This window comes from Xanthomonas citri pv. citri, assembly GCF_000961215.1.
In the GTDB taxonomy this organism is placed as follows: Bacteria; Pseudomonadota; Gammaproteobacteria; order Xanthomonadales; family Xanthomonadaceae; genus Xanthomonas; species Xanthomonas cissicola.
The window spans coordinates 2,892,797-2,906,151 of the sequence record NZ_CP008998.1 but is presented as its reverse complement, the minus strand read 5'-3'; the positions used below and the strand labels follow the sequence as shown (position 1 = coordinate 2,906,151).

The following is a 13,355-nucleotide window of genomic DNA, read 5'->3' as shown; positions in this document are numbered from 1 at the left end:
AGTTTTTAAACAGGCTTGACGGCCGCAGCGTTGTCTGCACAACACCTTGTGTGCCAAGCCTTTGGCCGGACTTTGCCGGTTGTGGCGATCCAGCCCCGCCTTCCTGCAGTCGCGTCTTCGTCCATACAGACATGTAGCGCTTTTGCATGCCGCCAGAGGCCATCGCAGCCCACACATTTGCGCTATGCAGCAAGGCGTCGTCACGGCGCACCGGTACAATTCAGGTTTTCCACCGAGCATTCCAGCTCTACTCATGACAGCCAAGAAAGCCGCTTCGAAATCGTCCACGACGTCGGTCAAACCGGTCGCCGAACGTGCCGTCCCCGTGCTTGCCACCGAACCGCAGGCGGTGACCCTCGAGCCGGTGTTTGCCGCATTGCGCAAGCGCTACCCGGCCGCCCGTCAGGCCGAAGTCCAGGCGTTCGCCGCCGACTTCTACCGGCGCATGGAGGAGGACGAATTCCCGAACCATCCGCCAGAGCAGTGGGCGGCGCTGGCATCGGACATGCTGGAGTTCGCGCGCGCGCGCAAGGCCGGCACGGTCAACGTGCGGGTGTTCAACCCGACCTTGAAGAGCCACGGCTACGAGTCGCCGCATACCCTGCTGCAGATCGTCAACGACGATATGCCGTTCCTGGTGGATTCGGTCAGCATGACCCTGGCCGACCTGGGCATCGGCGTGCACGTGCTGGGCCATCCGGTGCTGCGCATCGCGCGCGACAAGTCCGGCAAGCTCACCGCAGTGGGCGAGGGCAAGAGCGAATCGCTGATGGTGCTGGAGATCGACCGCCAGCCGCCGGAAGAAATGCCCAAGCTGGAAGCGGCAGTGCGCAAGGTGCTGGCCGAGGTGCGCGCCATCGTGCAGGACTGGTCGGCGATGCGCGAGCGCATGGTCATGCTGGCCGACGATCTGGCGACCCGCCGTCTGCCGATCGACGACATCAGCCGGCATGAGGCCCAGGAGTTCCTGCGCTGGGCCGCGGCCGACCACTTCACCTTCTTCGGCTACCGCGAGTATCGGGTGGAGAAGCAGGATGGCCAGGACGTGCTGGCGCCGCTGGAAGAGACCGGCCTGGGCCTGCTGCGCGGACGCGACACCTCGCCGGCGCGCCCGGTGACCACGCTGGCCGCGCATGGGTTGAACGCCTCGTCCAAGCTCAAGGATGCGTTGATCCTGACCAAGACCAATGCACGCTCGCGCGTGCATCGGGTCGGTTACATGGATTACATCGGCATCCTGGAATTCGACGCCAAGGGCCGCATCGTCGGCGAGCAGCGCTTCCTGGGCCTGTTCACGTCCAGCGCCTACAACCGCCGCCCATGGGAAATTCCGCTGGTGCGTCAGCGCCACGAATATGTGATGAGCAAGTCGGGGCTGACTCCGAGCAGCCATAGCGGCAAGGCCTTGCGCCACATCCTGGAAACGCTGCCGCGCGAGGAGCTGTTCCAGTCCAACGAAGAAGAGCTGTACCGCACCGCGATGGGCATCCTCGGGCTGCAGGAGCGCGTGCGTAGCCGCCTGTTCCTGCGCCGCGACAAGTACGGGCGTTTCATCTCGGCGCTGGTGTACATCCCGCGCGAACGCTTCAACACCGATGTGCGCCTGCGCATCGAAGCCTTGTTGAAGGACGCGCTGCACGGCGAATACATCGACTCCAGCGTGGTGCTGGGCGAATCGCCGCTGGCGCAGCTGCACCTGATCGTGCGTCCCAAGAGCGGCGAGGCGTTGGAGTTCAACACCACCGAACTCGAATCGCGGCTGGCGCACCTGCTGCGCAACTGGCGCGATGCCCTGCGCGAAGCGTTGGTTGCGCGGCATGGCGAGGCCAATGGCCTGCGTATGGCGGCCAACTTCGGCCGCGCATTGCCGGCCGGCTATATCGAAGATTCGTCGATCGAATCGGCGGTGTCCGACGTCGAGCATCTCGCCTCGCTGGACGGCCCGGACGATCTGCATCTGAGCCTGCAGGAAATCCGTCGCGACGATGGCGTGCGTCTGGACGCGGGCGAAGGCCTGCGCCTGAAGCTGTACCGCCAGCTCGACGATATTCCGCTGTCCGATGCGATGCCGATGATGGAAAACATGGGCCTGCGCGTGATTTCCGAGCGGCCGTATCGGCTGCAGGTCGGCGAAACGCCGGTTTACATCCAGGATTTCGAGGTCGAATCGACCTCCGGCAAGATCAATGCCGCACACGCCGATGCCAGCTTCGGCGAAGCGTTCGAGCGCATCTGGAACGGCGACGCCGAAAACGACGGCTTCAATCGCCTGATCCTGGCGGCCGGCCTGCATTGGCGCCAGGTGGCCTTGCTGCGCGGCTACTGCAAATACCTGCTGCAGACGGCGGTGCCGTTCTCGCAGGCCTACGTCGAAGCCACCTTCACCCGTTATCCGCTGCTGGCGCGCTTGCTGGTGGAATTGTTCGAAGCACGCTTCGATCCGTCCACCGGCGCTGAAACCAAGGCACAGATCTTCGCCGGCCAGGAGCGCCTGCGCGAAGAACTGTTTGCATTGGCAGGCGGCGACGAGGCCACGCTCAAGGCGCTGGAAGCCGTGCTGGAAGCACGCGGCGGCGATCGCAACGCGCAGCAGGACGCTACCCGCGCCACCTTGCTGAAGTTGATGGATCGCGTGTCCAGCCTGGACGAAGACCGCATCCTGCGCAGCTTCATCGATGTGATCGATGCGACCTTGCGCACCAACTATTACCAGACCGACAAGAACGGCAAGCACCCACACTGCATCAGCTTCAAACTGGATTCGGCGCGGGTGCCGGATCTGCCCAAGCCGCGTCCGTATCGCGAAATCTTCGTTTACGGCCCGCGCGTGGAAGGCGTGCACCTGCGCTTCGGCGCGGTGGCGCGTGGCGGCCTGCGCTGGTCGGATCGCCGCGAGGATTTCCGTACCGAAGTGCTGGGCCTGGTCAAGGCGCAGATGGTCAAGAACACCGTCATCGTGCCGGTTGGCGCCAAGGGCGGTTTCTACGTCAAGCGCTCGCCGGTGGGCGGCGACCGCGATGCCATCCAGGCAGAAGGCATCGCCTGCTACAAGCTCTTCATCCAGGGCCTGCTCGACATCACCGACAACATCGTCGGCGGGAAGATCGTGCCGCCACCGCAGGTGGTGCGTCATGACCAGGACGACCCGTACCTGGTGGTCGCGGCCGACAAGGGCACTGCCACGTTCTCCGACATCGCCAATGGCCTGGCGCTGGACCACGGCTTCTGGCTGGGCGATGCGTTCGCCTCCGGCGGTTCGGTCGGTTACGACCACAAGGGCATGGGCATCACTGCGCGCGGCGCGTGGGAATCGGTCAAGCGCCACTTCCGCGCCATGGGCCGCGATTGCCAGAGCCAGGACTTCAGCGTGGTGGGCATCGGCGACATGTCCGGGGACGTGTTCGGCAACGGCATGCTGCTCTCAAGGCACATCCGCCTGCTGGCCGCGTTCGACCACCGCCACATCTTCCTGGATCCGAACCCGGAGGCAGCGCTGTCCTTCGCCGAGCGCGATCGCCTGTTCAAGCTGCCGCGTTCCAGCTGGGCCGACTACGACGCCAAGGTGATCAGCGCTGGTGGCGGCATCTATCCGCGTACGCTCAAATCCATCGACATCAGTGCACCGGTGCGTGAAGCGCTGGGCCTGGGCGCCAGCGTCAAGCAGCTGTCACCGAACGAACTGATGAACGCCATCCTCAAGGCCCCGGTGGACCTGTTCTGGAACGGCGGCATCGGCACCTACGTCAAGGCGGCCAGCGAGTCGCATGCCGATGTCGGCGACCGCGCCAATAACGGCTTGCGCGTCAATGGCGGCGAGTTGCGCTGCAAGGTGGTGGGCGAGGGCGGCAACCTGGGCCTGACCCAGCTGGGCCGCATCGAAGCGGCGCAGACCGGCGTGCTGCTCAACACCGACTTCATCGACAACTCGGCCGGCGTGGACACCTCCGATCACGAGGTCAACATCAAGATCCTGCTCAACGACATGGTGCAGGCCAAGAAGCTGACCTATGACGCACGCAACAAGCTGCTTGCGTCGATGACCGATGAAGTGGCCGACCTGGTGCTGTGGGACAACTACCGGCAGAACCAGGCCATCAGCCTGATGGAGCGCATGAGCGTCAAGCGGCTCGGCTCCAAGCAGCACTTCATCCGCACGCTGGAACTCCAGGGCCTGCTGGATCGGCAGATCGAGTTCCTGCCCTCCGATGCCGAGCTGTCGGCACGCAAGGCGCGCGGCCAGGGCCTGACCCGGCCGGAGCTGTCGGTGCTGTTGTCGTACTCCAAGCTGGTGGCGTTCCAGCAGCTGCTGGAATCTGACATTCCCGAAGACCCGTACCTGTCCAAGGAATTGCAGCGCTACTTCCCGCAGCCGTTGCAGAAGAAGTACGCCGATGCGATGGAGCGTCACCGCCTCAAGCGCGAGATCATCGCCACCGCGGTCACCAACACCACCATCAACCGCATGGGCGCCACCTTCCTGATGCGCATGCAGGAAGATACCGGCCGCAGCATCGGCGAGGTCGCCAAGGCCTATACCATCAGCCGCGAAACGCTGGATGCGCGCGCGCTGTGGACGCAGATCGATGCGCTGGACGGCAAGGTGCCCGAGTCGGTGCAGATCGACGCGCTGGAAGTGATCTGGCGTCTGCAGCGCTCGTTCGTGCGCTGGTTGCTGCTGCGCCCCGGCCAGATGCCCGGCATCACCGCGGCGGTGGAGCGTTACCACGGCCCGTTCAACGACATCCGTGTGGCGTCGGGCGTGCTGTCGGATGCACAGCGCCCGCAGTACGAAGCCAGCGTGCAGGAGTGGCAGGACAAGGGCCTGACCCCGGCACTGGCGCAGCAGTTGTCCGAACTGCGTTATCTGGAACCGGCCTTCGACATCATCGAAACCGCGCGCACCCGCAAGCTCAAACCGGTGGACGTCTCCAAGGTGCATTTCCGCCTGGGCGAAGCGCTGCGGCTGCCGTGGCTGTTCGAACAGATCGACGCGCTGGAGGTCAACGGCCGTTGGCATGCAGTGGCGCGTGGCGTGCTGCGCGACGAACTGGCCGCACACCAACGCGCGCTGGTCGGCCAGGTGCTGACCATGTCCGGCAGCAGTGCCGAGGCCAAGGTGGCCAACTGGATGCAGCGCGACGATTCCAGCCTGCGTTTCACCCTGGCCATGCTTGCCGATGTCGCCGAGCAGAAGACCCTGGACTACCCGACCGTGTCGGTGGCGGTGCAGCGGCTTGGGCAGTTGGCTGCGCACGGGGTGTAAGTGCTGATCGAACCGCGCTGACGGAACGTAAAACCCGTCGTCGCGGTTCTCTTTAGTCGCTCCTGGAACGGGATTTTTCAGGGCGGCTATGTAGATGCAATATTGACGAAGAGGGGCGGCCATGGCTGCCCTTTTTTCGTGTATAAAAATCAATTATTGAAGCAACTCGGGTGGTGGCATAGTAGCGCGGTCTTTAGCTGCGGTTGCGTGTAACTTGAATAAATTAAATTACGAAATCAAACAAATAAAATCCCTGATCTTATCTGTTATATTTTGTTCAGCTTTCGTTAATTTTTATAGGGAAATAGTTGCGTTGCGGTAAAGCACTCATGGAGAATTTATGGAAAAGGCATTTGCATTCGCAGCTAAATTATTGCTTTTTACTTCTGTTTCCTTCCCGGTACTGGGTTTCGCTCAGGAAAATCATTCCCGAACGTCAATAACCAGCGAAATTACCTATGCGGCAGGCTCGCTTGAAGCGGAACAGATTGCGCAGTGGCTATCAACAGCACCAGGGGCAGGGAAATCTTTCGATTCGAATGTGACATTTTCCGGGGATGTCACCGTGCGTCTTGCCAGTGTCAATAGCGGTGGAATCCGCGCTCTTCAGGAAGCGCCACCTGTCCCGCTTCCTGCAAGTGGTTCTAATGGTCAAACATTTGGAATTTCCAGCTGTGCGGGCGGCGTCTCTAGGACATGGTCATATACGTGGCAGTCTGGCGCTAACGGCAGCGGTGGTGGCTGGGTGTTGACTTCTTATACGTACAACCGAACAAGGAGTTGCGGTACGGGGGGAGCCTGATGTCGGTAATTACCTGCTAGCTTTTAAAAGGGTCCACTGAAAAGTGGATTCTTTTTGGCTTGGATAAATTTGGAGGGTATTCATTTTAGTTGTCTCCAAAAAAAACCAGGCTAGCCCGATCACGGCATCGGCGCGAGCTGTCGCGGGTGAACGTGGACACCACGGTGCAGGAGAAGGCGATCGCCCATCCGACCGATAGTCGTCTGCTTGATGCAGCACGCAAGAAGAGGTTGGAGTTGGGTTCGTCACACAGCCGAAGCGGCTCGGCTGGAGCGTCAGCGATATCTCCCCTTACCTCACGCCCGATGCCCGCTCATTTCCTGCCCGGCATGCTTGTCGAAGCGCAGATGCCACCAGGTGGCGCTGAGCGAGATCAGGCTGACCACGCAGAACGCCAGCGAGAAATCGCGTTGCGCAGGCTGGCTGTGATCGCCGGCCAGCATCGCCAGTTTGAGGATCATCGCACCGGCGCACACGCCCACCGAGAGCATCAGTTGCTGCAAGGTCGTATACAGGCTGCTGGCGCGGCTCATGCACGCGGCAGGCACGTTCTCGTAGGCGATGGTGTTGTAGTCGGCGAACTGGAACGACATGAAGGCGCCGCAGCACAGCAACAGGCCGAACATCAGCGCCGGCGGCCAATCGGGGCGGAACAACGCGCACACCATGTAGCCCAGGCTGGCGAGCACACCGTTGCCGATCAGGCTGTTGCGATAACCGAAGCGGCGCAGCAATTGCGGGGTGATGCTGCGCATCAACAACGCGCCGAGCGCGGTGGCCAGGATCAGGCGGCCGCTGTGCGCAGCGCTCATGCCGAAGCCGATCTGAAACAGCAGCGGCAGCAGAAACGGATGCGCGCCCTGGGTGATGCGCATCAATGCGCCGCCGATCACCGACAACCGGAACGAGTCGATCCGCAGCAAGCTCAGATCCAGCAGCGGAGCAGGGTGGTGACGCGCGTGCCAGAGATACCCCAGCGCAGCGCTGCCGCCGATCGCCAGCAACCAGCTGGCCGTGCCGATGCCGTTTTGCTGGCTGACCATTTCCAGGCCGAACAGCAGGCAACCGAGCGCAGTGCCGCACAGCACGAAGCCGCGCAGGTCGAAGCGCGCTGGCCCCGATTCGGTGGGAATCTCGGGAATGAAGCGCCGCACCAGCAGGAAGCCGGCGATACCGATCGGCACGTTGATATAGAAGATCCAGCGCCAATCCAGGTACGAGACGAAAAAGCCGCCCAGCGGCGGGCCGAGCATCGGGCCGATGAAGGCCGGCACCAGCGTCCAGGCCATCGCCGACACCAGATGGCGGCGTTCCACCGTGCGCAGCAGGATCAGCCGGCCCAGCGGGGCCATCATGGCGCCGCCTGCGCCCTGCAGCACGCGCGCGGCCACCATGGTGGGCAGGCTGTCGGCCAGCGAACACAGGATCGAACCACCGACGAACACCCAGATGGAGGCGCCGAACACGCGGCGCAGGCCGAAGCGGTCGGCGATGGCGCCGCTGGCCGGGATCAGCACCGCCAGGGCCAGCAGGTAGCTGGTCATGGCGATGCTCATGGCCGGCGCCGCCACGCCGAAATCGCGCGCCAGCGTCGGCAGCGCGGTGGCCAGCACGGTGGCATCCATCTGCTCCATGAAAATGGCGCAAGCCAGGATCAGCGAGATGATGCGGTAATCGGGATAACGCGGCGGCGTAGCGCCGGCCTCGGACACGCTGGAGGACATCGGACTCTCGGTTGCGGGGCCGCGCCGCCTGCGTCGCAGACGACTGCAGGGTCGGCCCGCGTCGCACGGTGTTGTGCGGCGCAACATGCCCATTGTCTGCCTCTGCAGCGTTGCATTCAAGCCAATGGCAGCAACGCTGCGTACGTTTGTTGGGGGCAGGCCAGGCGTTGTGCGCTGCGAGGGACGGCCGTGAGGAAACGTACATGCCGGGGAACGCGGCCGCGGCGCGCGCACGCTTATCCGTCCCTTCGAGGCTTCTTCCAAATGAGAGAAGGGCATCAGGCGGGCGCCTTGCTGAGCCCCTTCCTGCTGTAAAAAGGGTTTGGATGAGGCTGCGGCGAAGGACCGCCGACATCAAATCGCGTTTCGCGATCGTTCGCCTGCCTGCATCAGCGCGGGGACCTGCCCGGATCAGCGCTACGCCACTGGGCTGTCCCAAGCGTCCTTGATCTGCAGAATCTGCGGCAATGCCTCGTGGAAATGCTGCACCAGGCGCGGTTCCAGTTGTTTGCCTGCCATGCTGTCGAGCTTGCGCATGGCGTCCTCCACCGTCCACGGCGCCTTGTAGGCGCGTCGCCCGCACAGTGCATCGAACACGTCGGCCACCGCCACGATGCGCGCCGATTCGGGAATCGCATCGCCTGACAAGCCTTGGGGATAGCCGCTGCCGTCCCAGCATTCGTGATGATGCAGTGCGATTTCCGCTGCCAACCGAAACACCGGGCCGCGGCCGTGGCGCAACAGATCATGGCCGGCTTGCGGGTGCTGGCGCACCACCGAGCGTTCGTGTTCGTCCAGCGCATCGGGCTTTTGCAGGATGCTGCCGGGCACTGCGATCTTGCCGGCGTCGTGCAGCGGGGCGGCGTCCTGCAGGGTCTGCGCCTGCTGCGGCGACCAGCCCACCGCTTCGGCCAGGACCCGCGCATACACCGCCATGCGCCAGATATGCGCGCCGGTGTCGGCGTCCTGGCCCTGGCCGGCGGTGCCGAGCAGATGGATCGCGTCGCGGTATTGCTGGGCAAGACGTGCGTTTTCGGCCAGCTTCAACTGGGTACCGATGCGTGCCTTGAGCAGCGCCGGCGAGTAGGGCTTGCTGACGTAATCGGCCGCGCCCGCTTCCAGCCCGAGGCGTTCGTCGTGTTCGCTGTTGCGCGAGGTCACGAACAGGATGGGGATGGCGTTGCTGGACGGCTGTTGCTTGAGCGCACGCGCCACCGCGTAGCCGTCCATGTCGGGCAATTCGACATCCAGCAGGATCAGCTTTGGGGCGTGGCGGCTGACCGCATCCAGGGCTTCGCCGCCGGACTTGGCGAAGACCAGTGCGAAGTCGTCGCGCAACAGCTGGCGCAAGGTGGCCAGGTTGCTGGACTCGTCGTCGACACACAGCAGGGGGCGGGACGGCATCGTCGATCCTTGCCAAACGCTCGGGGAGCGCGATTAGTGCGGGTGGGTGGTTTGCCACTCGCGCAACGTGGTTTCGGCGCGGCGGAAGTCGAAATCTTCGACCGCGCGTTGCAAGGCTTCCTGCAGTGCGTGCGGTAAGCGTGGCGCGCAGATCAATAGCGCGTGATCGATCCGGTCGGCATCGTCGCTGGCAAAGGCCGATGTCAGGATCTGCACACTGTCTGCATCCAACGCAGCGCCATCCTCGTCGGCGGCAACGTCGCTGTCGCCATGCTGCAAAAATGCCCGGATCGCTTCGGCGGTGCGCTGCATGACGTCCTTCAACGCAATCAGCGATCCGGTGATGTCGTGTCCTTCCTCGATACGCGTCTCCAGGTCGCCGGCCGCACCTGCCAGGGCCGGCAGCGCGAGCGATCCAGCCGCGCCACGCAGCTTGTGGGCCATCGCGCCGATGGCCGGCAGTTCGTTGCGTCGCAGATGCTCGGCGGCTATCTCGCCCGGGTCCGGGTTGTCGCGTAGCAGCTTGATCAGATAGCGCGCATAGGGTTCGCGCTCGCGCCACAGGCTGCGCGCGCGGGCGGCGTCCAGCAATTCCGGGTCGCTGTATTTCCATTCGGGACCGGCGTGCGCCTGCGCCTCGTGCGGAAGCGAGGGAATGCGCCGCGTGCCCGGCTGCAAGAAATGACGGATGGCAGTGACCAGTTCTTCGACGTTGAATGGTTTGGCGATAAAGCCGTTCATGCCCGCTTCCAGCGCTTTTTCCTGCTGGGGGCGGAAGGCGCCGGCGGTCAGCGCGATCACCGGCAGGCTGGCCAGAGCCGGGATCTGGCGCAACCGGCGCGTGGCTTCATAACCGTCCACCACCGGCATCTGCACATCCATCAGCACCAGATGGAACAGGTTAGGCGCGCGTTTGAGCGTGCTCACCGCCTGTTCGCCATCGTGGGCGACGGTGACCATGGCGCCTTCGCCCTCCAGAATGCGCTGGGCGACTTCGCAATTGATGTCGCTGTCGTCGACCAGCAACAGGTGCGCGCCTTCCAGACGTCGCGCAACAAACGTCGGCGTGGCAGGGCGGGCACCCGGGCGTTCCTCGAGCAGTTGCTCGACCAGCCGGTGCAGGGCCGCGCCGGTCACCGGCTTGGTCATCACCGCATCCAGATCCTGCTGTTCGGGATGTTGTTCCAGCAGGCGGCGTTCGTAGGCGGTGACCATCACGATGACCGGATGCGGGCCGGGCGTGGCGCGTGCACGAATCTCGCGTGCAATGGCCACCCCGTCGATATCGGGCATGCGCCAGTCGAGCAGGAAAATATCGTAGGGCTCTGCAGCGTGTTCGATGGCCTGCAGCGCGGCCTGTCCGCTGGCTACGGCATCCACGCGCCAGCCAAGTTCGGTGGCGATGCGCACCAGGTTGTTGAGCGCTGCATCGTGGTCGTCGGCGATCAGTACGCGCGGCATCGCTTCCGGCGGCAAGACCGGCAATTCGCGCTGTGCCTGCAGTGGCGCGGATTTTTCCAGCGTCACCACGAAATAGAATTCGCTGCCGCGGCCGGGCACGCTTTCCACTTCCAGTTCGCCGCCCATCAATTCGACCAGGCGCCTGCTAATGGTCAGGCCCAGGCCGCTGCCGCCGTAACGCCGACTGGTGGACGTGTCGGCCTGCAGGAACGGCGAGAAGATCACGCTCTGCTTTTCCTTGGAAATACCGATGCCCGTGTCGCGGACCGAAAACAGCAGCTTGAACTTGTTGGGGTCGCCGCTGGGAAAACGGCGTACCGACAGCACCACTTCGCCCTGTTCGGTGAACTTGATCGCATTGCCGACCAGGTTGACCAACACCTGGTTGATGCGCAGCGCATCGCCCAGCAGCCAACGGCTGTCGCGCGGGAGGGGTTCGACGATCATTTCCACCGGCTTGGCGCTGAGCGAGGAGCGCATCAGGTCGGCGATGTTGTCGAACAGCTGGTTCAGATCGAACGGTGCGCATTCCAGGTCGATACGCCCGGCCTCGATCTTGGAAAAGTCGAGGATGTCGTTGATGATTTCCAGCAACGTGCGAGCGGAGCGATCGATCTTGGCGACCATGTCCTGCGCTGCGCCGGGCAGTTCGCTGCGCTGAAGCAGGTACAGCATGCCCAGGATGGCGTTCATCGGCGTGCGGATTTCGTGGCTCATGTTGGCCAGGAAATCGGACTTGGACTGGTTGGCGCTCTTGGCCGCATCCATCGCCAGGCGCAGCTGTTTTTCGTGCAGCTTCTGCTCGGTGAGATCCACCGCCACGCCGAGATAGCCGATCACCTGGTCGTGGTCGTCGCGCAGGGTGCTCAAGGTCAGCAGCACCGGCAGGCGACGCCCGTCATGGCTCACGTAGGTCCACTCGCTGGTGTCGCTGCGCCCCAGGCTGGTGAGCGCGGCGATCGCTTCCAGCGTGTGCGCCACCTGTGTGCCGGTCTGCTCGGCCAGCATGTGCGCGCGCTCCTGCAGTTCCTCCTGCTCGACGAACTGGCTGGCCTTGCGTCGCCCGATCACTTCTGCCGCGCTGTAGCCCAACAGTTTTTCGGCGGCCGGATTGAACAGCGTGACGAAGCCGCCGGAGTCGGTGGCGATGATGGCATAGCCGGCGTGCGCCAGGATCGCGCGTTGCAGCACCGAGAACTTCACCAGCTCGCTGGTGCGTTCGGCGACCTGGTGTTCGAGCGAGGCGTTGAGGTCGATGATGCGTTGATGCGAGCGCACTCGGTCGGAGATGTCGCGGAAGAAATGCGAATGGCCGCTGAGCGTGCCTTCGCTCTCGATGATCGGCGCCTTGCTGGCCAGCACATGCACCTGGTGCCCGTCGCGATGGCGCATGGTCTGCGCCGCCGATGCGTTGCCCGCCAGTGCAGCATCGGCATGGTCGACCTCAGACATCGCATACGGCTGCGGCGACAGCAGCGTGGTCAGGTCCTGATCGATCGCCTCGTCGGCCGTGTAGCCGAACATCGCCTCGGCGGCCGGGTTCCAGTGCGTGATACGTCCATCCGGGGTTTGCGCAACGATGGCTTCGCTGGAATGGCTGACCAGCGCGGCCAGCTCCATCTGCTTGCGCAGTACTTCCTCGCGGCGCAGCCCGTTGCTGAAATACAGCACCAGCAGGGCGGCGAACAGGACCGAGGCGGCCATCACCAGCCCGCCGATCAACCAGGGCGAACTCTGGTTGAGCGAGGCGACGAAGCCGGCGGTGGGGTGGGCGGTAATGACCCAGGTGCGGCCGTAGATCGGCAACAGCCGCACCACCGGCGGACGCAGCGCGCTGTCGCTGGCTGGCGTGCCGCTGCGATAGAAATTGTGGGTCGGCTCATTGCGATCGGACAGGTCCAGCGCCACGTCGTCGCGCTCACCCAATGCGCTTCGTACCATCTGTTCGACGCTGAAAGGCGCATACACCCAGCCGCTGGTGGCGAGCATGCGCTGCTGCGGGGTCTGCAACGGCATGCCTTCCCGATAGACCGCCAACAGCACCAGAAAGCCGCTTTCGTTGGGAATGCGGTAACCGGACAGCGAGATCGGCGAGGTCATGACCGGCTCGCCGCTGCGTGCGGCCTGCAGGGCGGCGGCGCGCCGGCGCGGCTCGGAGGCGATATCGATGCCGAGCGGGCGGTTGCCGGAGGATTCCGGCTCGAAATACAGCACCATGTAACGCTCGCCATCCCACGGCGCCAACGGCCGGCGATGGATGTCCGGCGCACCGTCGGCACGCGCGGCCTGCAGAAATGCGGCCTCGTCGGCCGGGGCGACCCGATGGATGTAGCCGTAACCCAGTACCCCGGGAAACTCGCGTGGATAATCCCGCGAGCGGCTGTACAAGGTGAAGCGTTCTCGACTGATGATGTCGCTGCCTGCGCCGATCACCGCACCGCGTGCGCCGCGCAAGCCATGCTCGAAGGTGGACATGCGCTCGCCGATGTTGCGCGCCAGCGTACGCACCACGTAGTCGAACCGTTGCTGGCGCTCGAGCTCGTTTTGCCGTTGCAGCCATACGCCGGTGACGATGGCGGCAACCAGGCCGGCGCTCAGAATCAGCAGTGCACCAAAGAATGCGCGCCGCCCGTATGTCCTGCGCAAATCCCAGCGGCCCTTCGGCATGTTCGTCCCTTCGCCTTGCCTGTTACGTGCCCAG

Annotated in this window: 5 protein-coding genes; 2 read left to right on the top strand and 3 right to left on the bottom strand. The window is 64.0% G+C overall.

What is annotated here, in order from left to right:
- The first annotated feature begins 253 nt into the window (after nucleotides 1–253).
- Together AMD14_RS13140 and AMD14_RS23485 are read left to right on the top strand one after the other, a co-directional pair.
- The gene (locus AMD14_RS13140; protein ID WP_011051626.1) at nucleotides 254–5,263 is read left to right on the top strand and encodes an NAD-glutamate dehydrogenase; all 5,010 of its coding nucleotides are present in this window, start codon (nucleotides 254–256) and stop codon (nucleotides 5,261–5,263) included.
- Nucleotides 5,264–5,603: 340 nt separating this feature from the next.
- Nucleotides 5,604–6,065 carry a hypothetical protein gene (locus tag AMD14_RS23485; RefSeq protein ID WP_011051625.1) on the top strand — a complete coding sequence of 154 codons (462 nt, stop codon included), beginning with the start codon at nucleotides 5,604–5,606 and terminating at the stop codon, nucleotides 6,063–6,065.
- Nucleotides 6,066–6,361: 296 nt separating this feature from the next.
- Here the strand turns inward: AMD14_RS23485 and AMD14_RS13135 are convergent, their stop codons facing one another.
- From AMD14_RS13135 to AMD14_RS13125, 3 genes are all read right to left on the bottom strand, one after another.
- A complete protein-coding gene (locus AMD14_RS13135) occupies nucleotides 6,362–7,789 on the bottom strand; it encodes a DHA2 family efflux MFS transporter permease subunit (protein WP_015463332.1) in 1,428 nt (475 codons plus the stop codon).
- A gap of 417 nt (nucleotides 7,790–8,206) precedes the next feature.
- Entirely contained in the window at nucleotides 8,207–9,193 is a 987-nt protein-coding gene (locus AMD14_RS13130) for an HD-GYP domain-containing protein (protein ID WP_005930803.1), read from the bottom strand.
- A 33-nt stretch (nucleotides 9,194–9,226) separates the two neighbouring features.
- Entirely contained in the window at nucleotides 9,227–13,321 is a 4,095-nt protein-coding gene (locus tag AMD14_RS13125) for a CHASE domain-containing hybrid sensor histidine kinase/response regulator (protein ID WP_011051623.1), read from the bottom strand.
- Between the last annotated feature and the right edge of the window lie 34 nt (nucleotides 13,322–13,355).

Coding starts and splice junctions, on each gene's coding strand:
- AMD14_RS13140 (WP_011051626.1), top strand. CDS start 254: ATGACAGCCAAGAAAGCCGCTTCGAAATCGTCCACGACGTCGGTCAAA.
- AMD14_RS23485 (WP_011051625.1), top strand. CDS start 5,604: ATGGAAAAGGCATTTGCATTCGCAGCTAAATTATTGCTTTTTACTTCT.
- AMD14_RS13135 (WP_015463332.1), bottom strand. CDS start 7,789: ATGTCCTCCAGCGTGTCCGAGGCCGGCGCTACGCCGCCGCGTTATCCC.
- AMD14_RS13130 (WP_005930803.1), bottom strand. CDS start 9,193: ATGCCGTCCCGCCCCCTGCTGTGTGTCGACGACGAGTCCAGCAACCTG.
- AMD14_RS13125 (WP_011051623.1), bottom strand. CDS start 13,321: ATGCCGAAGGGCCGCTGGGATTTGCGCAGGACATACGGGCGGCGCGCA.